Genomic DNA, 23,855 nt, shown 5'->3' on the forward strand with positions numbered 1-23,855 from the left:
ATCAGCCAACACTTAACAGCCAAACTATTGCTCCAAAAATTTTATCCGCTGCCACCAAAGATTCAGGGGATAATAAACCACAGGCGCCCAGAGACTACTAAGAATCGCTGAAGCAAGGGCGACACGTTGGTAGTATGTCCAAATATCTCCGGCTTGGCTTAGGCTGTGCCCACCGTAGGCATTACCCATGAAAGTTAATTGCAAACCAAAGATAGTTTCTCCCAAAACTGCCATCACGAAGACAATTACAGCGATAGAAATAAAATCCTCTTCCATAAAGCGCTGTTTCTGGAGCAAACCAGTCAAAAGTCCCACTATACCTAAACTCAGGGCATGAGTAGGTAATGGTGATGTCATTCCATCTTGAAGTAGCCCCAAAATTATCCCCGCCAATGCTCCGGTAAACATTGTGCGCTTCACACTCCAAGCCACCACCCAAATTAACAGCCAGTTTGGGCCAATTCCCAGTAATTCCATACCTGGCAAGCGGGTTGGCAACAATAGTAAACATAACACCACAGACCCAACTGTCACCATCCAACCCATCAACTGACGTACAGCAGGATGCCAACGAGAAAGCGGTGGAATTTGGATTTTCGATTTTCGCTTTGGCGATTTTGGCTTTTTCTGTCTGCTGCCAACAAATGCAGGAATCTTCATTTTTGTGTGGATTTTTAAGGAAAAATTTACTTAGACTTTTGTACCGACTTTTCGGTTTCCAAATCTTGGTTTTCTAGCTTTGGATAAACAGCTACCCAATCTAGAAAGCGTATTGGCGGAAAAAGCTCAACTTTGGCTACCGAGGCTGGAAGTTTCTTTAAATTCAGCGACTTGATTCGTCCTACTGCCAACCCGGATGGAAATTTCTTGCTATAAGCAGATGTGGAAACTAAATCTCCTACCTTTGCATTTGGGACTTTTTCATAAAACTCCAGCACAGCCTCCGCAGAAAAATCTCCTCGCAAAACACCTTTCGCGGACGTGCGGCTAATTGTTACACCTACTTGACTCTTAAGATCGCTGATTAACAACACGCGGCTAGTATTGGGAGTTACACTTTCCACTAAACCGACCAATCCGCCATCCGCCTTAACTATATAGCCTTCCTGAATCCCAGAATTAGTACCCCGATTCAGGGTAACTTGTTGCCACCACTGGTCAGCACTACGTCCTACCACTCGCGCTGGAATTGGCTTTGATGCCAGTGGTTCTTTTTCCACATAACTCAATAAATTTTGTAACTTTTTCTTTTCGCTTTCCAAATCTACTATACGAGTTTGTAACTCTAATATCCGAGCATCTCTAAGACGTTCTTCTGGAGTTGGCCCTGACTGTAACATCTGCAACGGACGGGTAATTGTATAGTACGTTTCAAGTATCAACTCACCTTGAGTCTGTCGCAATATCCAAGCACTACCAGCTATTAGAGCTAACACCCCAATTTGCAACCCTTTATTATCCCACCAACGCCGTACTGTAACCATATATACCTTTATATACTTAATAATTAAGTTCTACCTGGATTCTATTTATATAAAACCCAAATAGAACTCAAATAGAACTCAAGTCTGATATTTTTTCGCTACATATTGCGAGAGCGAGCGCTGAAAACTCGTTCCATTTGCTTAAAGTTTTCTAACACACGACCTGTCCCCAGCACAACACAGCTTAGAGGATCGGCGGCAATGTGGGTGACAATCCCTGTTTCATGGCTAATCAGGGTATCTATACCTTTGAGCAAAGCACCACCACCAGCCAGCATAATACCTCTGTCAATAATGTCTGCTGCTAGTTCTGGAGGCGTGCGTTCCAATGTTCGCTTCACAGCTTCTATAATTACCGATAACGGTTCGAGCATACTTTCACGGATTTCTGGGCCTTTGATTGTTACAGTTCGTGGCAAACCAGAAAGTAAGTGTAAGCCCCGAACTTCCATCATCAGATCGTTATCATCGTTAGTGGGATACGCAGAACCAAGGCGAATCTTGATCTCTTCGGCAGTACGTTCCCCTATCACTAAGTTGTGCATTTTCTTCAGATACTGAACGATTGATTCAGTGAGTTCATCCCCAGCAATGCGTACTGATTCGCTCAGCACCGTACCTTGAAGACTTAGCACTGCAACTTCTGTGGTGCCGCCACCAATGTCAATGATCATGTTACCAGTAGGTTCAGTAACAGGTAATCCTGCTCCAATCGCCGCTGCTACAGGTTCATCAATTAAGTAAACTTCCCTTGCGCCGGCTTGTTGAGCTGCGTCCATCACAGCTCGCCTTTCTACTCCTGTGACGCCGCTGGGAATGCCAATGACAATCCTCGGTAAAATCAGGGATCTACCTTCATTTACACGTTGAATAAAGCTTTTGAGCATCAGCTCGGCAACCTCGAAGTCAGCGATTACGCCATCACGCAGGGGGCGCAGAGCAATAACATTTCCAGGCGTCCGACCGAGCATTTTCTTGGCTTCTTCTCCTACAGCCAAGGCCACCTTTTCAGTTTGATCGATGGCAACCACTGAAGGTTCTTGGAGTACAATACCTTTACCAGATACATAAACAAGAGTATTAGCGGTACCGAGGTCGATACCCATATCCCATGATGTGCGAAAGTTCCTGAAAAGCCCCACGCGTCTCTAAGCCCCCTATGTGCTACTTTTTGACTACAACAGTTAAGAGTTAATAGTGTTATATGCTATTCGTTTCTATCCTGAGTCCAGTAAACTAGACTATATTTTTATATAATTCCCAGCAATATTTACTATGTCTCAGGCATCTATTTTTTGATATTCTCTTGTTGACTTAGTATATCCGTATACTTTTATGTGTTTCCCCCAGTTTTATGTATAATTTTTCAATTCAATATATTGTTAACTCTTTAAGGGATTATTTTCAATAGTTTGGCAATCAGCTATGATGGGAGTCTAGCTCGATCGGTACAATTGTACTAAAAGGTAACGCACATGAGTATCAATGTTGTCACTCTTGTCGGTCGCGTAGGCGGCGATCCAGAAATAAAATATTTTGAGTCTGGTAGCGTTAAGTGTAGATTGACACTAGCAGTAAAAAGACGATCGCGTAACAGCGACCAACCTGACTGGTTTGAGTTGGAACTTTGGGGAAAGACAGCAGAGTTTGCAAAGAATTACGTGCAAAAAGGTAAACAAATTGCCGTTAAAGGTTCGCTGAAGTTCGACGCTTGGAGCGATCGCCAAACAGGAGTAAACCGCTCTAAACCAGTTATTCTAGTAGACCAAGTGGACTTATTAGGTTCTAGGCAAGATGGAGACGGAGGCGGAGGCGGAGATTTTTCGCCAGATAATTTCTAATTCGTCATTAGTCATGTGTCATTAGTCCTTTGTCCTAACTAATGACTAATGACCAATGACAAAGGACTAATAACTAATGACTAATGACTAATAACTAATTTGCAACGTTACAGATGCTTCTACTTCCTGTTCGCCACCAACTACAGGGGTGGAAGCATCAGCTTGTTGAGCTAACTTGGCAGCCTCAGCACGGAATAACACAGGTGGTCGAGGCGGACTGGCATTATTAACTTGAATGCTTACCACTTCTTTTGGTGACAAACCCAAGGCACTGAAAACGGCATTAGCTTGCTGCCTAGCATCTTGGGTAGCTTCTGCTAATGCTTGGTTTTGTGCCTTAGCGATCGCTTCATCATTCGCAACAAAACTAACAGCCTCAATTTGTGTTGCACCAGCTTTGACTGCACCATCTAGTAATGTACCAGTTTTCTCAATTGGAATGCGAAAACTTACGGTGTTATTGGCAGCATAGCCTGTAATGCGTTGCACGTTATTGTTGTAGCTATAAACTGGGTTGAGCCGGATACCAGTGGTTTGTAATTTGTCCACATTTTGGTTTTTTAGGAACGCAACCACAGCCGACGATCTGCGGGCAGCTTCTTGCTGTGCTTCCTGTGCAGTTTTAGCCTGAATTTCGACTCCTAAACTGACTTGGGCTATGGTTGTGGGAATTGCTTCCGTTCCCCGACCGTTAACAGTCAAGGTTCGCCACAATTTATCCTTTTCTTGTGCCAACGCAGGTAGTGTAAAAGTTGTACATAAAAGCAAAGTTAAAGACAGTATTTTCCACAAATTTCCAGATGGAAACGGAGAACCGGGTAAAGCGGCTCTAGTCATAAGATTTGCACTCCTCAGAACAAATGTTTTTAATTAAGCGTATATAGCAATCCCTTGGTGACTGTTGAAAGTTAACAGCCACCACAAGTTTTTCATAATTCAAATGCGATCGCTAGATACGATTTGTATGTTTATACTTTGACACCACCAGAATCAAAAGCGCGAATGGTTACATTTTTGGAAACTAAAAAAAATTACATTAATTTATTGGGAGATTTGGGTATGGCCTATTGGCTGCTGAAAACTGAACCAGAAAATTATTCTTACTTCGATTTGGAACGGGACGGCAGTACAATTTGGGATGGAGTCAACAATCCTCTAGCCCTCAAACATATACGCACCATGCTTATTGGCGACTTGGCGTTGATTTATCACACAGGCAAAGAACGACAAGTTATAGGTCTAGCAGAAATAATTAGTCAACCTTATATCGATCCAGCACTCAATGATAGCAAACGGGTAGTTGTGGATGTGCGGGCAGTGCAAAAAGTACAGCAACCCGTCACCTTAACGCAAATTAAACAAGATGAAAAATTTACAGACTTTGACTTGCTGCGACTTCCTAGATTGTCTGTAGTCCCGGTTTCTCAAATCTATTGGCAGCGCTTGATAGATATGACAAATGGCACAGATTAAGCTTAGAAGCTGCAAATTTAGTATCGAAAGACAGATGTTTTTCAGAAACGCGTCAAAATCAAAGAGAAGGATTTTCACAGAACCCAATGCATTTGTTAAATCCAATCAGCTTCTCTTTTCCTCTGCTGGCTAGCGCAACACAAGCCGCAGACAGTTCAATGGTAGTAGCAGCAGTGCTATTAAGCTTAGTAGTAATTTACCTCGCCAGCAAAGTTGGTGGAGAGTTATCCAACAAACTAGGTTTCCCGCCCGTCTTAGGCGAACTCGTAGGTGGTGTAGTAGTCGGTATCTCTGTTTTCCACCTTTTGGTATTTCCAGAAGGCGGCACAGACGCTTCTAATTCTTTGATTATGACGTTCCTACAAACTACTGCTGGTTTATCTCCGGAAGCGACTCCAGCGGTGTTTGCAGCACAGTCTGAAGTCGTTTCTGTTTTGGCCGAATTGGGCGTGATTATCCTGCTGTTTGAAATCGGTTTGGAGTCGAACTTAAAAGACTTAATGGCAGTGGGCATTCAAGCCACCATCGTCGCATGTGTTGGGGTGGCAGTACCCTTTGCTGCTGGTACCGTAGGACTGATGACTTTATTCGGTATCAGTGCTGTACCGGCAATTTTTGCAGGGGCGGCTTTGACTGCCACTAGTATTGGAATCACTTCCAAAGTGCTATCAGAATTAGGGCGACTCAATTCTAAAGAAGGGCAGATTATTCTCGGTGCTGCCGTGATTGACGATGTTCTAGGAATTATCGTCTTAGCAGTAGTTGCCAGTTTAGCTAAAGATGGCGTGGTAGACGTTAGCAAAGTCATTTATTTGATTATCAGTGCCACTGGTTTTATTTTGGGATCGATATTGCTAGGCAATGTTTTCAATAGGTCTTTTGTGGCGATCGCTGATAAACTCAAAACACGCGGTGGACTGGTAATACCAGCATTCATTTTCGCTTTTGCTATGGCATATCTGGCCGCTGTCATCCACTTAGAAGCAATTCTAGGAGCTTTTGCCGCAGGTTTAGTCCTAGAAGAAACAGATAAGCGCAAAGAACTGCAAATGCAAGTCTGTCCCATTGCCGATATGCTGGTGCCAATTTTCTTTGTCACTGTTGGCGCAAAAACCGATTTGGGAGTCTTAAACCCAGGAATTCCCGACAATCGCGAAGGCTTAATTATGGCAACTTTCCTGATTATAGTAGCCATCATTGGTAAAGTAATCACAGGCTTAAGCGTGTTTGGCCAACCGGAAATCAATCGTTTAGCCATCGGTGTGGGAATGATTCCTAGAGGCGAAGTTGGATTAGTATTTGCTGGTGTCGGCGCTGCTAGCGGCGTTCTCTCCAAACCATTAGGGGCAGCAATTATCATGATGGTTATCTTAACCACCTTTTTAGCTCCTCCCTTGTTACGATTCGTATTTCCAGAACCAAAAACCGCAGATTCAGAGCAACTCATTTTAGACGGTGCTTCTGGAACATCGCTGGTAATTGAACCACCCCAGTCTAAGGTATCAGTGCCAGAAGGAACCACAGAATCTCGCGATAGCTAATCGCTGGGGTATAGGGGATGGGGAATGTTGAGTGTTGATTGTTGAGCAAAGGCAAAGACTTTGAAGCTTCGTGAGGAGTTATTATTCTCCCCTCCACCCCTGTGCCCCATCTCCCTACTGACATTGGAAACTTCTCTCCCCAAATCTCCGTCCCGTGTGATTATAAAATTGTCGTTTGTTTACAGTTTCTACTAGTATTCTGAATGTTACTTATTTTCACTTTCCCCTTGCTCCTCATACGAATTTATATCCAGAAGCGTAATTTATAAATTTCTCTTCTCTACTGCCTCAAAAGTGAAACTTACGATTTTAAAAACCAGATTCTTACCAGTTTTAATTTGAAGATTTCTCAAATAATTGAGGAGTAGCAGCCTTAAAAAAAAGCTAGATCGACAGACAGTAATGGGAATTATTTACTTAGTGCATCAATGCCAACAAAGAATAAATAGTTATCAGTTATCTAGTTTTATTCAAGGCCAGAGTCCGCCACCTGTATAGGTGAAAGCTTTCGTGCGGATCTAAATCCCGATATCAAACCTGGCAATTTTTAACTGATAAATCATATTAATTGAAGTGTGCCTTTATACCAATTTAATCAAAAGGCATCAAAGCTCAAGTTTAGGTGGTGACGGTGTGATGATTTAGCAATGAGTTGAGATCTTGACCCAAGCAGTGCTGAGCGATAAATATCAACAAATAAGTCAAATAAAGCACATAAATATCAATTGTTTGGCGATTTAATCCAAGAGTTACACGAGGGTTTAGGCTTGTTGAAATGTGAATTTTAGTAACTCTGGACTATATACTCAGCACTACTGAAGGCTCCCATGAATGTGAATTAGGAGAAAAGACTGTGAAATTACACTGGTTACTACCCAGCGCTATTGGAACTATCTTGATGCTATCGTCGCCTGCAATGGCGGCAAGATTAGAATCTTGGCGCTTTGATGCCAATCAAAACAAACTGGAAATCAATACTGTGGGGGATGTTCAACCCCAAGCACAACTAATTTTCAACCCGACTCGGTTGGTAATTGATTTGCCAGGAACGACGTTTGGGCGTCCCCAGGTAACGCAACAGGTGGGTAATGGTATTCGTTATATCCGTGTTGGGCAGTTTGACGCCGAAACAACGCGTATAGTCGTCGAATTGACTTCTGGTTATACTTTAGACCCCAAACGAGTCAAATTTGCGGGTACGAATGGCGATCGCTGGACAGTGCAATTGCCTAAGCCAGAAGTTGATAGAGCATCACCTTCAACAAATATTTACAGTGTAGTAACCCCAGATAGTCCTCAGCCCGAACTCTCAAGAGTCGTCGCGGCTCCACGAGCTGCAACACAAATTGAGAGCCTACAAGTCACAGGCGATGGATTTTTCCTCCGCACCAGCGGTGCAAATCCTCCGGTTCAGGTAGTTCGCAGCCGCGATCGCGCTTCGGTTTTCATAGATATCTCTGGCGCATCTTTATCACCACGGCTTATACAACAAAGTAATCAGCCCGTTAACAAGTTCGGGGTTAGCCGCGTTGAATTCACCCAACTGCGAAGTCAACCCCCTGGCGTTCGTCTAACTTTGCGGGTAGATAAAAATAGCCCAGACTGGCGAGCAACTAAAAGTGGTAACAATGGTTTGGTAGTTCTGCCTACTCGCGTTGTCACATTACCTGGAAGTAATAATTTTGACAGCCAATCAGAACCTTCTTCTTTTCCCAGCCCACCATTGGCTAACAACTCACCAGCTACAATTGAGTCGGTGGAACTGGCTGATAATGGTACGCAACTACTAATTAGAACCGACCAAACTGTATCTGCTACAGGAGTTTGGGATAGAAACTCTGGTCTGTTCCGCGTCACAATTCCCAATGCTAAGTTAGCTCCCAGAGTCATAGGCCCTACCTTTGCTGCCAATAGTCCGATTCTCCGGCTACGCCTGCAATCCCAAGCACCCAACACAGTTGTTATCTTAGTTCAACCAGCAGCCGGAGTACAACTTGGGCAACCCAGCCGCATCAGCGACCAGCTTTTGGCACTACCGATACAAGGCTCTCGTCGAGTTGTCACACTTCCTGGCAGACCCCCTTATACTGTTCCTCCGCTACCACCGATAAACCGGGGCCCATTCCCAGACCCAAATAACCCCAATCCCCAACCTGCAAGGCAACCACAACGCCCATTTACCAATGGAAGAGTAGTAGTCATCATTGACCCAGGACATGGCGGTAAAGATTCTGGAGCTGTGGGTATTGGCGGATTACGGGAAAAAGACATCATCTTGCCCATTGGTAAAAGAATAGCTCAAATTTTGCAGCAAAATGGCGTCCAAGTAGTTATGACGCGAGATTCTGACTATTTTGTCACCCTTCCGGGACGAGTACAATTAGCAGAGCGAGCTAATGCTGATGTGTTTGTTAGCATTCATGCTAATTCAGCAGGTGCGGGGCGTCCGGATGTCAGTGGCTTGGAAACCTATTATTACGATAGTGGTTTGGGTTTAGCTCGCACTGTCCATAATAGTATTCTCCAAAGCATAAATATCAAAGATAGGGGAGTGCGACGAGCTAGATTTTATGTCCTGAGAAAAAGTTCGATGCCTTCGATTTTGGTAGAAACAGGTTATTTAACTGGTCGCCAGGATAACGCTAAACTCAGAAGTTCAGCTTACCAAAATCAAATGGCAGAAGCGATCGCTCGTGGCATCTTGCAATACCTGAAGAGAAGATAAGTAATTGTGTCTAAATTTTTGAGCAAATAAATCTAAATGGTTACTAATTAATACGTGATTATAATGAGGATATTGCTAGTGTTAAGAACAAATTCACCTCACTTCGGCTCATCACAACCTCAAACTTCCAGCTGGCATAATTCTAATTACTCAGTTGTAGGCAAAAAATAACCTATTTTTTTGTACTTTATGTAAAAAATTTAGGTATTCTTGCGGCGGAATAAGAATCGCTTGTTTGTTATTGTCATCTGATGCTTTGTACGTCTAATTTATAGCAATCCAACTTAATTTGCGAGAAAATATCGTACACCTAAAGGCAAGAGGCAATTAAGGAACTCCAAATATCTGGGCTAATGGCATGGCAAAATCGGATGAGCGTGCTATATTTTACGCCATTAGCTGTGTCCTAATAACAGCGCAAAACTCAAGTGTAGGCGGTGACGGTGTGAGGATTTGCCAATATGTTGAGATGTTGACGGCTCCCATGAATGTGAATCAGGAGAAAGGACTGTGAAATTACGCTGGTTACTACCCAGTACTATTGGAACTATCTTCATGCTGTCATCGCCGGCAATGGCCGCGAGACTGGAATCTTGGCGCTTTGATGCCAATCAAAACAAACTGGAAATTAATACTTTGGGAGATGTCCAACCCCAAGCACAGTTAATTTTCAACCCAACTCGGCTGGTAATTGATTTGCCAGGAACGACATTTGGGCGTCCGCAGCTAAACCAACAAGTTGGTGGTGCAATTAGCGCTATCCGCATCGGACAGTTTGACGAACAAACAACGCGCATAGTCGTTGAATTGACGCCTGGTTATACTTTAGACCCCAAACAAGTGAGATTTCTAAGTACAACTGGCAATCGCTGGATTGTGCAATTACCTACGCCAGAAGCCGGAAATGTACCTGCAAGAAATACTCAAGAGCAAGAAATAGCTACAGTAATTCCACCAAGAACACCTACAGCAGCGTTATCTCCAAGAAATATTTATAATGTGGTGACAACCGACACAGTTAATCCACTTAACAGGGGAACAGTTGTCGCTAGAGTTACTCAAATTGAAAGCTTACGAACCACAGGCGATGGCTTTTTTGTTGCCACCAGTGGCGCTAATCCTCAGATTAAAATAAATCGTACCAGCGATCGCCAACTAATTAATATTGATATCGCTGGTGCAACTCTCTCGCAAAACCTACAGCAGCGAGATGTACCCATTAATCGCTACGGGGTCAGTCGCATCCAGTTTTCTCAACTGGAAAGTAACCCGTCTGTTGTTCGTATGACCTTACAGGTAGACAAAAATGGTTCTGACTGGCGGGCAACTACCAGTACTATTGGTGGATTCGTGGTTCTGCCGAGTCGTGGCATTGCCCAGCTACCAAGCAACAATACTCCACCTGCCATAACATCTGCGAATGATTCACCTGCCACTATTGAATCTGTAGAACTAGCTAATAATGGCACACAACTATTAATTAGAGCCGACCAAACTTTATCTGCCACAGGAGGCTGGGATAGAACCTCTGGTTTATTCCGCATCACCATCAACAATGCTCGATTAGCTCCTAAAGTTAAAGGGCCAACTTTTAATCCTAATAGCCCTATCCTCCGCGTTCGCCTGCAACCACAAGCAGCCAACACTGTCACAGTCTTAATTCAACCAGCAGCCGGAGTGCAAATTGGCGAACTCAACCAAGTCGGCGACCAGCTTTTGGCTTTGGAATTACGACGCCCTGGTAATATACCCCCCATTGTTTTACCTCCGCTTCCATCACCAAACCAAGGTCAATTCCCCAGCCCTACAGATAATCCCCGTCCCACATCCCAGGCACGCCCCCCAGTTCATAATGGAAAATTGCTAGTAGTTATTGACCCAGGACACGGTGGTAAAGACTCAGGTGCCCCCGGTTTGGGCGGACTGTTAGAAAAAGATGTGGTCTTGCCTATTGGTAGAAGGGTCGCAGCGATTTTAGAACAAAATGGCGTACAAGCAGTACTAACACGGGATGCTGACTTTTTCGTAGAACTTCAAGGACGAGTAGATATCGCCGAGCGAGTTAATGCAACTTTGTTTGTGAGCATTCACGCTAATTCGGTTGATAATCGCCCGACTGTCAATGGCTTAGAAGTCTATTATTACGACAGTGGTTATGCTCTAGCCGAAGTAGTTCGTAATACGATTTTGCAAAATATCTCTAGCATTAAAGACCGGGGAACCCGCAAAGCTAGATTCTACGTTCTCCGGAAAAGCTCTATGCCCTCGATTTTAGTGGAAACAGGTTATATGACTGGTTACGAAGATAATCCGCGATTAGGATCGCCAGAGTATCAAAATCGGATGGCAGAAGCGATCGCTAGTGGCATTCTCAAATACTTACGCCAAAGGTAATATAGTAAAAATACTCATTTAAGAGGTGGTCTTTAAACTTGTTTTTAGTACAGAATTTAGTGGTAAATTTGTCAATTCTCTGCTAGATTCTGTATTTTATATCCCAAAACCTAAATCAATATCTGCCTGTGTATTCATCTTCCATTTTTGAAGGAAATCTTGACGATTTTTCTAATCAAGAACCCCAATACGCCCCAATCGGTATTTTTGATAGTGGTGTCGGAGGACTGACGGTACTGCGACAACTGTATCGCCAACTCCCGAATGAATCAATTGTTTACTTTGGGGATACAGCTCGGCTTCCTTACGGAATTCGTTCACAAGCAGAAATTTTACAATTTACCCGTGAAATCCTCACCTGGCTGCAACAGCAGCAGGTGAAAATGGCGATTATGGCTTGCAACACCAGTTCTGCCCTAGCCTTAGAAACTGTGCGTCAAGAATTTAGCATACCCATACTAGGAGTAATCCTACCAGGGGCAAGGGCAGCAGTCCAGCAAGGAAAGCGCATCGGTGTAATTGCCACCCCCGCCACAGCAAAGAGTAATGCTTATAAGCACGCTATACTCGAAATCAATCCAAATGTCCAAGTCTGGCAAGTTGGATGTCCAGAGTTTGTGCCACTCATTGAGCAAAACCGCATTTACGATCCTTACACTGCTGAAGTTGCACGAGCCTATCTAGAACCTTTATTAGAGCAGGAAATTGACACCTTAGTCCACGGCTGTACTCATTATCCGCTCCTGGCACCAGTATTGCGATCGCTCCTTCCCTCTCAAGTCCAGTTGATTGACCCAGCTGTTCATGTTGTCGCTGCTTGTGCCCAAGAACTAGACTTGCTAGGCTTAAGAAGCACCCAACCACCACTACCAACGCGCTTTGCTGTCAGTGGTTGTCCGCAACAGTTTTCTCAGTCCGGAGTTAAGTGGCTAGGCTATACACCCCTGGTTGAACAGGTTTGCTTCACCGATATCGCTATTTCCCAACCCCAATAAAATTAATTTGTCATTAGTCATTAGTCATTAGTTTTTCTTTGCGTCAGACCGTCTCCCAATGCCTATTGACTATTAACTGCTTCAGTCACATTTGTCCTAACTGATATCTCCTGCTCGTGTTTTACTTCAACAGATGAACCAAAACTTCTGGGAGCAGTCTTTGTACCCGTCCGTTTTGCTAGTGCTAATAACAGGTAGACTGTGAACAAATATCCAGACGCTAAAATAAAAATCATCATAGGCACACTTCCGTAAATCATTGTTCTACTAGCACCCTTGGCAACGAATACAAAATTTCATGAAATTAGTAGAACTTCAGCCAACCAAGTAATTTCTTGATGGCTGTAGTTTCCTATGGTAGATCTACCTATAGAGATAAAATTCTCTACGGACAAATAATCTTCTATAATGCAATTTTTAGCAGACCATAAATCCCACAGCAGCTAAGTTGCCAATAGACAACCTAATACTGCAATTCTCAGCGGTCTACTCGATCTGCCTTATTTTCGCTCACATTACTGTGACAGGAGCAACACTCGCGCCGAACATTGGCTAAAGGCGTGTAGCTTCAAGCCAACAGAGTTATAAAGCGTAACTTTATAATCTAATTGACCTAGCCTACCATTAGCGACCTTTGCTTAGCGTCTCGCAGAGAAGGAGCGCCACCCGAAGGAATTCCCATAGGGATATCCGATAGCTCCGAACTAGGAGTTTCGCATATCGTTGGAAAAATCAAAGAATTTATTCCCTTAATATCACCAACGAAAAGTTATTTTATACACACAGCTACCATGTCCGTAAAATCAACTAACAGGTGACTTAACTTTTGGCGTGTGAGTATTTTAAAAATTTAAAATTCCTATATTTTAGCGTAACACAACAGCCCTGAATTTTAAGCCTATTTGTCTGCTAAATTTCAAATTTTTTCAATAGCTAGACTTCGGTCTGGAAAAAAATTTAGTCCGATACTAACCAATCTAATCCAGATTTCGCCAAAAGAGTCAATCAGCAATAATACTTATCTTTTTTAGTTGTGTCTGTAGAGGTCAGCGTACAAATACGGCAAGTGGATACCCTGAAATTTTGCACCAGCTTATTTGATTGCTATTTTTGTCGAGTGGGCATTGCTCAAGCCTTATTTTTATATTCTAGGTAGTACCCTACACTCAGGAAAAATTTCATAATAGCTCAGTAACACGATCTTCTGCGAACACTTTTCCTATACGATCGGAAGTTATATTCAAATTAAGCATAATTGCTGATTGACAAAATAGCAATCTTTATAGGCAAACCGATATACTCAAGAGTATGGGATTAGCTAATGAAAACTTTGCGCTGGCACAGGGTTATCTTAAAATGAGTAAAGGATATGTAAACTTTCGTAACCTAAGTCAGAGTCCGCCCATCCATGACCCCAGCCACCTCCCTGTTTACCCCTGTGGAAGCAGACCTGCGACAACTAGCAGATAACCTCAAACAGCTAGTTGGAAATCGCCACCCCATTTTGTTTGCAGCCGCCGAACATCTATTCGGAGCTGGGGGAAAGCGTATCAGGCCAGCAATTGTCTTGCTAATATCGCGGGCAACAATGTTAGACCAAGAAATTACCCCGCGTCATCGCCGCTTAGCTGAGATTACCGAAATGATTCATACAGCAAGCTTGGTACACGATGATGTGGTAGATGAATCAGACGTGCGGCGAGGCGTTCCCACCGTTCATAGTTTGTTTGGTAACCGCATAGCCATACTAGCAGGAGATTTTCTCTTTGCCCAATCTTCCTGGTATTTAGCAAACTTGGACAATTTGGAGGTGGTGAAACTGCTCTCAGAAGTAATTATGGATCTAGCTACTGGGGAGATTCAGCAAGGATTGAATCGTTTTGATGCCAGCATCTCTATTGAAACTTACCTGCAAAAGAGTTATTACAAAACAGCTTCGTTAATTGCTAATAGTTCCAAAGCTGCTGCTTTACTAAGTGAAGTGTCGCGAGAAACTGTTGAGCATATGTACAGCTATGGTCGTCATCTGGGCATAGCATTTCAAATTGTCGATGACATTTTAGATTTCACTAGCACAGCAGACACTTTGGGTAAACCAGTGGCGTCGGATCTCAAAAGTGGTCATCTAACTGCACCGGTTTTATTTGCTTTAGCCGAAAAACCATACTTGGAAGTGCTGATTGAAAGAGAATTTGCTCAAGAGGGAGATTTAGAGCAAGCATTAGCACTGATTCAGGATAGTCAAGGTATACAGCAAGCGCGAGAATTAGCTGCTCATCATACTAAATTGGCTATCGAACATCTTGCAGTTCTCCCACCCTCAGAGTCCCAGCAGGCATTGATTAACATAGCTGACTATGGGCTGAGTCGGCTCTATTAAAAAATGATTTTAGATTTTGCGAAAAGTTTCTAGCAAGATCCCTCTGGGTGCGGAGGTTCACTCCGAACAAAGCTTTTCAAGAAGGATTTTTGATTAAATAATTAAAAAAATCTAAAATTTCAAAATGTCTGTTCGCGCAGGGTTTTTGCCTCTAGTGTTAACTCCCAGCACGAAACAGATATGTCTCAGTTGCCTAAGTCCCGTTAATAAAACCTACTCAAATATTCTTGGGTGGGAATTTTTGGCTCAGCAGAAGTTAAAAAAAATGAGAATTGTTCGCTAGGAACTGTTTTTAAATCAATTTTAGATATTTCAGAAACTTGAAACCTAACCCACGAATCAGCAGAACTTAAACAAAAAAATTGATAACTGTTCGCTAGGAACTGTTTTTAAATTAATTTTAGATATTGCAAAGTGATAAGCGAAAAAATGGGTTCGTAATAGAGCAAATTTTTGCAAACGGATTATAAATTGAAAATTTTTGAAAAACTTTTGAGCGCCAGAAATGGCGCTCAAAAGTTTTAAAAACAGATATTGGGTTGTATCGAAAAAATCTCACATCGCAAATTACTCTATGCAATATCAGGGGGTATGGGTTTAGGCGATCGCATCTTTCGCAGCTGTTGTTGCATGAGTTTTTCTAGCTCGCTTCGCCGAACTTCAAAGGTATGAGTGGTCTGACCCGGCGTTTCCAAAAAAACGATACTATCTACGGGTTGTAATGCCACCAATTGAAACAAAATATGGGTCGCGGGAACAATTTTAGTTAGCATTTGAGGGTCAAGCCCAGCAGTGGAAATTAGGGAGACATCCTGTATGGTAGGAAAAGCGTAAACCACTCGCTTTTCTAATCCTGGATTAGTGCGATTGCTCAACGTAGTTACAACCCAGTTGCCCTCCGAACTTTGGAGAATATAGTACTGGGAGTAACGTAATTTCTGAGCGATCGCTCTTAAGGCAGGAGAAATTGCTGAAATCAGATTTGGTGTAATACCATCGCGGGGTGCATTGTCAATCAGCAATTGAATTTGTGCTTCTAAATCCATAATGACTTGTATACGGCTCCTGGGTAATGGCAATAACATCTACAAAATGCGAACAATCCCATTAAATTTGGGAATAATAAAATCAGGCACATCTCAAACGTAGGTAGGGCCTGCATTTAGCTTATAAGCAAAACCCAAAAAGCCAACACCCACGGTCGTACAGGTTGTATTTAAATAACTTAAGGTCTTTTGAAAACCGAGACTATGAATTCAGCCGCAACCGCAACTATTCCATCTGCAACTTTTCTGGGAGAAAATTCTATTGGTGTGGAGGCGATCTTTCAACTCCTGTCCAGGGAGTTTCAGCAGTCAACCAAAGCTTCGCAACAGAATTGCCACGATGTAGCAAGACGAATCACCACCGAAGTCTACCGGATTTGCAGTGAAAGCAAACGCATCCAAGCTTCTGGGGCTGTGGAAAGCTCGGCACTCACCCTCGCCCGACATCGGCTGCAACAGTGTCTTAGGTACTATCAGTTAGGTTCAAATCGGGGCAGGGTAGAATTACACAGTACTTTGAGCGCTATTATTTATCGTTACATTAATCCTCCTCAGAAGCAATTGAGCTATCAAGGACGGCTGACTATAATTGAAGACTTTCTACAAAGTTTTTATTTAGAAGCATTAAACGCTTTCCGGCGAGAAAATCAACTCGGTGCCACTTACCGCCCACAAACGCTTCTGGAATTGGCCGAGTATATGGCATTCACCGAACGCTATGGTAAGCGACGAATTCCTTTACCAGGTCGTCAGCAACAGCTAATTATCCTCAGAGCGCAAACTTTTTCCCAACAGCAACCCCCCGAAACCAGCGTAGACATAGAACAAGCCGCAGAAGGTAGCAATAGTGATGGGGACGGTTGGGAAGAACCAGCCATTCAGCAATTGCGCTCCACAATGGCAACCCAAACAGAAGCCGAACCTGAAGAGGACTCCTTGCGTTCCGTCGTGATTACGGAATTAATGAATTACCTCGAACAACGACAGCAATCTGACTGTGCTGATTACTTTTCGCTTCGCCTTCAAGATCTATCAGCACAAGAAATTGAGTCGGTTTTGGGTTTAACCCCTCGTCAGAGAGATTACTTACAGCAGCGCTTCAAGTATCATCTAATTCGATTCGCTTTGTTACACCGTTGGGAATTAGTTCATGAATGGCTGGAAGCCTCATTGCATACCAACTTGGGCTTAACTCCCCAGCAATGGCAAGCATACACAGCGCAGTTGGACAATAAACAGCGGTCTTTACTAGATTTAAAGCAACAAGGACAAACCGACGAAAAAATAGCTAAAACTTTAGGGTTGTCAATGGCACAACTGCAAAAACGTTGGTTTAAGATTCTCGAACAAGCTTGGGAAATTCGTAACTCATTAGTGTCCGGATCTGGTGCATCTACTCATGAATAGTGACTCAGAATCCTTACAAGACGAGTGTCTCTATTGGTTATTGACAGGTAATGTCAAAAACGAGGAGCATCCCTCGTTAGAATGTAAGGAAAATTACGGGGTAGAAAACCTCTTCAAGGAAGCCACTGCTTCAAAAAACAGTGAGTCAGAACTGAGAGGAACACCCCAGGCCTTTCTACCGGGAGAAATTCCTACTGTGCAAGATCGTTTCCAAGCCGTCCTTAAGCGTCGGTTACAAATCCAAATCCAAGACCAACCACCCTTGTTTCCTTGGGAAACACAATTAACCGAGTATCCCGATTTTCTTGATGAGCCGTCAATGGCACTGGTTCCTAGCTGGGGATGGATGGCACAGCAGTCGAAGCTGAATCTGCCGATTCCACTGCCAGAAAGAGTTTTCCAGCAATTGCTAGAACAGTGTCAGGCCTTGGTTACATCTTCAGTGCCGCTGGGGGCAAAATTAGTTCAAGTGGTGGAGAACTTTTTCCCCAATGAATCTCAGGCACTCAATGATATCGCTGGTTTAGTGCTAAGAAGCACTTATCGTTCCGTGAATACTCTGGACAAAATGCCGGATATTCAGAGCGATTATTCAGATTTACAACCCCGTCAACAGATGGCTTTGTCATTGCTGGCGGCAAAACAATTGCTGGAAAATCTGACTCTACCACTTTCAGCAACTAGTCCAGTAGTAGAAAGACAATGGCTAACCAGTGTTGGTACTTTAAACATTAAAGTAGAGTATCAATCTGTAGGTAAACTTACGAAGTTACTCGTTCAAGCCGATTTACCTGTTAAAGGAACTTTGACATTGCGGGGAAGTGGTACTCTAGCAATGACAACATCTTCGAGTTCTGGATACCTAAGTGTAGAGTTAGGCTGCGAGCAACTTAACCCAATTTATACCTTAGAAGTTGAGTTCCCAGAAATAGACGAACAACCTTTGTTGTTTGTAATTAGTCCCACAATGTAGTCTAAGTTGCTACCGCTAGCACGCTGCGTACAATCAGCGCTGAATATATTAAGATAACTTTTCCCTAGCTGTTGTTCGAGGCTTTGTTTCTCTTTCAAGACTACTAAAAACAGGGTGCTTACTTAATGTAGGTTGCCAAATCTTAGGCAGGTGTAGACTCACCCAATAACACCAATTTTGGAATATAGCAGGGAACAGGCAAAGAAAGTCTGTTGGCGTCGAGGTTTTAGGATAAGTTGGTGTCCTAAACTATGCTTCAACTGCTATAAAAGCTTTGGCGAATCGAATTTGCGCCATACAAACGTAGGCGTTCGTGCAGCCTCTTTTAGAGAAGGGGCCTGCTTGTGCGGACTGCGGAAAATTGAGTAGTCACAAAGCCTGAGGAAGGAGTTAATTCGGTGCTTTGTGTTGATTTAGCCACGTCTCTATATTTACCAAGCTATCACTTTTCCACTTATAGACGCTTAAAAACAGGATAAGAAAACTTTCGCCAACGGGAATACTTGATAGTAGGGCGGCTAGTTCCGTCTTTACCATTGTTTCCGTCGGATCTACACCTTAGACTCGAAATGTTTAACTTATCCAGGATGAATCGGTTTTGGCGTCTCTCTACAGGTAATTTCAGGCAGCAAAATACACAGGGTTCGCCTTCGACAGAAGTGGAAAATTCAATTTCCTTGCGGGTGCTGGTGCTAGCGTTGGTTATTTTGGGAATTGTGGCGACGGATATCGCCGCCGAAACTTCATTTAGCCTTTGGGCGTTACCTTTGAGTGTAGTAGGTGCGGTTTGGAGTTACTATCGTCGCCGCGACACTAATGTTGCAGTAAAGTTCTGCATCGCTATTGGAATGTTAATAGCGTTGGGTACTTTCTTTGGGCGGTTAGTGACAGAGTTGAATGATACGCGGTTGGGTTTAGCAGAGTTATTAATTCAACTACAGGTGTTGCATAGCTTTGATACACCCCGCCGCAAAAATTTAGGTTATTCGATTGTTATCGGATTAATTTTATTGGGTGTGGCTGCAACGCTGAGTCAGACTTTAGCGTTTGCACCTGTGTTACTGTTGTTTTTAGCGATCGCTCTCCCAACCCTAGTTCTAGATTATCGCTCGCGCTTGGGTTTGCAACCATTAAAAATACAAAAAGAAAAGACCCCAAAGGATAAATTTTCAAGTTTAAATTTTAAATTTTTAATTGTTAATTTTTTTGTAATTGTCGGTCTCGGACTGGCAATTTTTGCTGTTTTACCCAGGTTACCTGGTTATCAATTAAGAAGCTTTCCTGTAAGTTCTCCAATTGAAATCAAGGGCAGTTTTACAGGACGTAGTATTATTAATCCCGGCTATGTTCGTGGAGGTAATGGTAACGATCGAGGCGATGGTACAGGACAGGGCAAAACTGGCGAACCAGGAAAAGTAGATAATAATTTTTACTACGGCTTCAATAGCGAAATCAACCAAAACCTGCGGGGAGAGATGAAACCTAAGGTTGTGATGCGAGTGCGATCGCAAGCTGAGGGTTTTTGGCGAGTGTTGGCATTTGACCGCTATACAGGTAAAGGATGGGAAGTTTCTCGTAAAGATGATGTTACCACCATCAGGCGGCCGCCCTGGTCTTACCAAATTTTTATTCCCCCACCTCTGATTTCTGGTAAAACTCAAGAAGTAGTACAAACTTATACAGTGGTGTCGGATTTGCCGAATTTAATTCCAGCGATGGCTAATCCCAAGGAAATTTACTTTCCTACACCAATGATTGCAGTTGATAAAGAAAATGGATTGCGATCGCCTGTGGAATTATCAGAAGGCGTGACTTATACAGTTGTTTCCGAAGTACCGCGCCGCGATCGGACTTTGTTAGGTCAAACTTCTACTAAATATCCACGAGATATTAAAGACCATTATCTCCAAATCCCGCCCGAAATTGCTGAAAAAGTCCAGCAACGCACCGAAGAAATCCTCACGAAGTACAATCAAAACCGGGTAGGAAAGTCTTCTAAAAACTTAGATTCAGCTTATGAAAAAGCTCTTTACTTAGCTCAATACTTGAAGCAATACTATTCTATTCCGCAAAATGCCTTAGAATTTCCATATTTGGATGAAAAAGAAGACTTGGTAGAAGCTTTTTTATTCAAATACAAAGGAGGCTATCCAGACCACTTTTCCACAGTTCTCACAGTGATGCTGCGTTCCATTGGCATCCCAGCGCGGTTGGTGGCAGGATTTAGTCCAGGAGAGTTTAATCCATTCACGGGAATGTATGTTGTTCGTAATACAGACGCCTACGCGATGACGGAAGTGTATTTCCCGAAATTTGGTTGGTTTGCCTTCGATCCAATTCCCAATCATCCGTTGATACCTCCGTCAATTGAGGATACTGAAACTTTTAGTGTTTTGCGACAATTTTGGCAGTGGGTTGCTGGATGGTTGCCTTCTCCGGTGACAGGTTTATTGAATAATGTATTTGGGACAATATTTAGCTGGATTGGTAAAGCGATCGCTTGGTTTTTAGCTTTATTTACTCAAGGTTGGTTGGGTGTATTGACTGGCTTAATCTTGGGTACTACCATTGCTTTCTTTGGTTGGGTAGCTTGGGGACAGTGGCGAGAGTGGCGCAATCGTCGATGGTTAAAGAAATTGCCAGCAATGGAAAGCCTTTATCAACAAATGTTGCAATGGACAGCGCAAAAAGGTTTGGGAAAACATCCAGCACAAACACCACTAGAGTATGCCAAAGTTTCATACCAACATCATGCCCCAGCAACTGCTGAGATCATAGATGAAATTTGTCAAGCCTATGTTAGCTGGCGTTATGGTGGACAGAATCCTAATTTAAATGGACTGCGACAAAGATGGTATGAATTGAAAAAGGGGACTGGCGATCGGGCAAACTAATTAAGGAAAGTTTTGAGAAATATCAGTTGACAAAATCAACAAATTATTTTTAGCATCTAATTAGATGCTTTTTTAATGCTGACTCTATGATTGATATTTCAAAAGATATACATTCTCTCACCGAGTTTAAACGTAATACGACTGAGTTTTTGCAGCGTATTAAGCAAACAAAACATCCCTTAGTTTTAACTGTCAATGGAAAAGCAGAATTAGTTGTTCAAGATGCAGAATCTTATCAGGAACTTTTAGATGCTGCTGAGTTAGTAGAAACTTTAAAGGGTATAAAACTTGGTTTGGAACAGATGCAAGAAGGAAAAGGAAAAAAAGCGGAAGATTTTTTGAATGAACTGTTTGATAAACTAGACAATTCTCAATGAATCACAAATATCAGATAATCATACAACCAGCAGCGCAAAAAGCAATAGAAGAAGCTTATTTTTGGTTGAGTAATGATTCTCCTAGTAAAGCTAGACTGTCGTTATAAGGATTATATAAAACTATTTTATCTCTATAAACAATGCCTTATCGTTGTTCTCTAGCATTTGAAAATGATTTTTTTGAGGAATAAATTCGACAATTACTTTATGCAAAGGGAAGAAATGCCTATCGAATTCTCTTTACTATCGTTAATGATAATGTAGAGATTCTGTTTGTACGACATACTGCTCAAAAACCGATGATAGATAAATCTGATGAGGAATAATTGTCGTGGGTTAGGGTTGTAGCTTCAACAAGCGAGAACGAATAACACTCAAATCAGGTTTAACATTGGACAAACGTTGCTGTACAGATTCAGCTAATTGTTCTCTGTGATTAAGGTATGCTTCTACAGCGTTTTGATGTCGAAGATAGTAACCAATGGTGCTATAAACATCAGACAATGATAGAGTCGAGTACCTTTGGACGATAGACTCAGGGGACGCGCCATCCTGAAAAGCTCGGATTACGACTTCTAACAAAACCCTTGAATTCCCAACTCGAATTGCTCCGGTTTCATCTTCTCTAAGAGGAGGTGTTTCGCGGTCTAAAATGAAGCTCATGGGCTAATTTCCCTGACTAACTTGACGTAATGGTAACTTAACTCAGGTGCGATCGCCCCAGCCCTAACCTGAAAGTACTACAAAGACTCAACCTCGCATTTGCATCAAATTTCCTGAAGAGTAGCGACGCAATCCTTGGTAAAACACAGCGACACTAACTAACAGCACTGCAATCGATCCAGCTACTGCTAATAAAGCATGAATCCAAGATAGCGATCGCAATGCCTCAATTGGTAAATAATTCACAAATCCAGCCGGAAGCAGTGTGTACAGCAGTAGCTTCACTGTTCCCTCAAACAAAGTTGCTGGATAAGTACTGAAGGTAAGCATGGCATTTCGCCACTGCTGTGTAAGTCCTTCGGAATTGCCTAGATAAAAGCTGAGGCTACCTATCAAAACATTAAAGCCCACGAATAATGTTGCTACCGAAACTGTCAACCCAGTAAACAACGCTAAATGCACTGCATCAGGCTTGACAAAAAACAAATAAACCCCATACCCAAACAGCAGATCCCCCCAAGATGTAGCATTCATCCGTCCCAGGAGTAGGTGTGGTAAAAGGGCACGTGGATACAACATCCATACATCCAACTGTCCCTGCACAATCAGACTTGTCAGTTGCAAAGCATTACCACAGACAGTATGAGCCAAACCAAACCCTGTTGCTGCGATCGCCCAGAGAGTAATTACATCTTGCACTGTCCAACCTCGTAGCACTGGGAAGCGTGTAAAAAACAGCCCCCAAAATGTCACCCAGACTAAATTATTAAGTACCATTGCCATCACTTGTGTGAGGAATGCACCGCGATATTCTAAGTGAGCGTTCAGATTGAGCCAAATATAAGCCCCAGCTAATTCTAGATAGGAAATTAAACGCCAGAACATCTCAACCTCCATGCGCGTGGATACGTTTCACTGCCGTGCGGTACACAAGCGCCACCAACAGACTTAGCACAACTATGGCAACTCCCTGCCGCACTAACAATTCACCAGCAAAAGTTAAATCGGGATGCACAAATAAACGCGCCGGGCCATATAAAATACTGGCAAAAGGTAGAGCTTGTAGTACTGGCTGCCAGTTTTCTGGTAGTAGTTCCAAGGGAATCAGCATCCCACCCAAAATCATGGTCAACCGGGAGTAAATGAGCATTAATCCGGTGGTGTTTTCCAGCCAGAAAGCTCCTAAGCCTACTAAAAAGGTTGCCAAAAAATCTAATACAAATGCCAGTGGTAGCACCGCTAGGAATAATAAAATTCCTCCGAAAGTTAAAGGAATTGTGCCAACAAACAGCAGTGCTACTAGGGAAGCGATCGCTACATTCAACCCAAAGCGCACTGTACGCTCTCCCAAAGTAGTCCACAGGCGATACAAAGGGTAGGATAGAGGGCGGATTAGTTGTACTGCCAGCGCCCCCGTCCGTACATCCTCGTCTACCTCCAAAGCAACCTGGGGACTGGAAAGGACGATAGACTCAGTGATACCCAAATACCAAAGCATCTGAGCCAGAGTTAAACCTCCCAACTGCTCAGCATCCGTCTGGGCATAAGTGAGACGCCACAGTTGTAGAAAGATGTAGAGAATAACAAACAGGAAAATTCCTCTGGAAGCAACTTCTCCGAAATAAGCCAGGTTGGAGCGAGCTGCCGTCAAGCCGATCCAAG

General features: G+C 43.0%; 20 protein-coding genes. 11 read left to right on the forward strand and 9 right to left on the reverse strand.

Annotated elements, in window-relative coordinates; all coding sequences use genetic code 11:
* Positions 1–24: 24 nt before the first annotated feature.
* From mreD to NSTC745_RS18930, 3 genes are all read right to left on the reverse strand, one after another.
* Entirely contained in the window at positions 25–660 is a 636-nt protein-coding gene (gene mreD, locus NSTC745_RS18920; protein ID WP_445632302.1) for a rod shape-determining protein MreD, read from the reverse strand.
* A gap of 26 nt (positions 661–686) precedes the next feature.
* Positions 687–1,484: a rod shape-determining protein MreC gene (gene mreC, locus NSTC745_RS18925; protein WP_445632303.1), complete on the reverse strand. Its 798-nt coding sequence runs from the start codon at positions 1,482–1,484 to the stop codon at positions 687–689.
* A 98-nt stretch (positions 1,485–1,582) separates the two neighbouring features.
* Entirely contained in the window at positions 1,583–2,590 is a 1,008-nt protein-coding gene (locus tag NSTC745_RS18930; RefSeq protein WP_445632304.1) for a rod shape-determining protein, read from the reverse strand.
* A gap of 369 nt (positions 2,591–2,959) precedes the next feature.
* Here NSTC745_RS18930 and NSTC745_RS18935 point away from each other — a divergent pair, with 369 nt between their 5' ends.
* Positions 2,960–3,325, forward strand: coding sequence for a single-stranded DNA-binding protein (locus NSTC745_RS18935; RefSeq protein WP_096539884.1), 366 nt, complete (start codon positions 2,960–2,962; stop codon positions 3,323–3,325).
* Positions 3,326–3,412: 87 nt separating this feature from the next.
* Here the strand turns inward: NSTC745_RS18935 and NSTC745_RS18940 are convergent, their stop codons facing one another.
* Positions 3,413–4,162, reverse strand: coding sequence for an SIMPL domain-containing protein (locus NSTC745_RS18940; RefSeq protein ID WP_445632305.1), 750 nt, complete (start codon positions 4,160–4,162; stop codon positions 3,413–3,415).
* Positions 4,163–4,384: 222 nt separating this feature from the next.
* Between NSTC745_RS18940 and NSTC745_RS18945 the strand changes: the two genes are divergently transcribed.
* From NSTC745_RS18945 to murI, 5 genes are all read left to right on the forward strand, one after another.
* Positions 4,385–4,798 carry an EVE domain-containing protein gene (locus NSTC745_RS18945; protein ID WP_445638642.1) on the forward strand — a complete coding sequence of 138 codons (414 nt, stop codon included), beginning with the start codon at positions 4,385–4,387 and terminating at the stop codon, positions 4,796–4,798.
* A gap of 86 nt (positions 4,799–4,884) precedes the next feature.
* Entirely contained in the window at positions 4,885–6,339 is a 1,455-nt protein-coding gene (locus tag NSTC745_RS18950; protein WP_445632306.1) for a cation:proton antiporter, read from the forward strand.
* An 853-nt stretch (positions 6,340–7,192) separates the two neighbouring features.
* The gene (locus tag NSTC745_RS18955; RefSeq protein ID WP_445632307.1) at positions 7,193–9,064 is read left to right on the forward strand and encodes an N-acetylmuramoyl-L-alanine amidase; all 1,872 of its coding nucleotides are present in this window, start codon (positions 7,193–7,195) and stop codon (positions 9,062–9,064) included.
* Positions 9,065–9,574: 510 nt separating this feature from the next.
* Positions 9,575–11,458: an N-acetylmuramoyl-L-alanine amidase gene (locus NSTC745_RS18960; RefSeq protein WP_445632308.1), complete on the forward strand. Its 1,884-nt coding sequence runs from the start codon at positions 9,575–9,577 to the stop codon at positions 11,456–11,458.
* A gap of 128 nt (positions 11,459–11,586) precedes the next feature.
* Positions 11,587–12,453 carry a glutamate racemase gene (gene murI / locus NSTC745_RS18965; protein ID WP_445632309.1) on the forward strand — a complete coding sequence of 289 codons (867 nt, stop codon included), beginning with the start codon at positions 11,587–11,589 and terminating at the stop codon, positions 12,451–12,453.
* Between the two features lie 62 nt (positions 12,454–12,515).
* Here murI and NSTC745_RS18970 read toward each other — a convergent pair whose 3' ends face one another.
* Positions 12,516–12,713, reverse strand: a complete 198-nt coding sequence (locus tag NSTC745_RS18970) for a hypothetical protein (RefSeq protein ID WP_096539897.1) — start codon at positions 12,711–12,713, stop codon at positions 12,516–12,518.
* 1,148 nt (positions 12,714–13,861) lie between these two features.
* On the opposite strand from NSTC745_RS18970, the gene sds reads away from it, so the two are divergent.
* Entirely contained in the window at positions 13,862–14,833 is a 972-nt protein-coding gene (sds, locus tag NSTC745_RS18975) for a solanesyl diphosphate synthase (RefSeq protein WP_445632310.1), read from the forward strand.
* Positions 14,834–15,405: 572 nt separating this feature from the next.
* On the opposite strand, the gene NSTC745_RS18980 is transcribed toward sds, so the two are convergent.
* Positions 15,406–15,879, reverse strand: a complete 474-nt coding sequence (locus NSTC745_RS18980) for a hypothetical protein (protein ID WP_445632311.1) — start codon at positions 15,877–15,879, stop codon at positions 15,406–15,408.
* Positions 15,880–16,083: 204 nt separating this feature from the next.
* Between NSTC745_RS18980 and hetZ the strand changes: the two genes are divergently transcribed.
* From hetZ to NSTC745_RS19000, 4 genes are all read left to right on the forward strand, one after another.
* Complete coding sequence (gene hetZ / locus NSTC745_RS18985) at positions 16,084–17,286, forward strand: heterocyst differentiation protein HetZ (RefSeq protein WP_445632312.1); 1,203 nt, start codon at positions 16,084–16,086, stop codon at positions 17,284–17,286.
* Positions 17,279–18,259 (forward strand): PatU, encoded by a 981-nt coding sequence (locus NSTC745_RS18990; RefSeq protein WP_445632313.1) that lies wholly within the window; start codon positions 17,279–17,281, stop codon positions 18,257–18,259. The genes hetZ and NSTC745_RS18990 overlap by 8 nt, the downstream gene beginning before the upstream one ends.
* A 569-nt stretch (positions 18,260–18,828) precedes the next feature.
* Positions 18,829–21,153, forward strand: coding sequence for a transglutaminase TgpA family protein (locus NSTC745_RS18995; RefSeq protein WP_445632314.1), 2,325 nt, complete (start codon positions 18,829–18,831; stop codon positions 21,151–21,153).
* 86 nt (positions 21,154–21,239) lie between these two features.
* Positions 21,240–21,530 carry a type II toxin-antitoxin system Phd/YefM family antitoxin gene (locus tag NSTC745_RS19000; protein ID WP_445632315.1) on the forward strand — a complete coding sequence of 97 codons (291 nt, stop codon included), beginning with the start codon at positions 21,240–21,242 and terminating at the stop codon, positions 21,528–21,530.
* Between the two features lie 336 nt (positions 21,531–21,866).
* On the opposite strand, the gene NSTC745_RS19005 is transcribed toward NSTC745_RS19000, so the two are convergent.
* The 3 genes from NSTC745_RS19005 to NSTC745_RS19015 all read right to left on the reverse strand — a co-directional run bounded on the left by NSTC745_RS19005 (position 21,867) and on the right by NSTC745_RS19015 (position 23,844).
* The gene (locus tag NSTC745_RS19005; protein ID WP_445632316.1) at positions 21,867–22,193 is read right to left on the reverse strand and encodes a DUF433 domain-containing protein; all 327 of its coding nucleotides are present in this window, start codon (positions 22,191–22,193) and stop codon (positions 21,867–21,869) included.
* Positions 22,194–22,280: 87 nt separating this feature from the next.
* Entirely contained in the window at positions 22,281–23,078 is a 798-nt protein-coding gene (locus NSTC745_RS19010) for an ABC transporter permease (RefSeq protein WP_445632317.1), read from the reverse strand.
* 1 nt (position 23,079) lies between these two features.
* Complete coding sequence (locus NSTC745_RS19015; RefSeq protein WP_445632318.1) at positions 23,080–23,844, reverse strand: ABC transporter permease; 765 nt, start codon at positions 23,842–23,844, stop codon at positions 23,080–23,082.
* Positions 23,845–23,855 lie beyond the last annotated feature (11 nt).

It is taken from the genome of Nostoc sp. DSM 114161 (assembly GCF_052692665.1).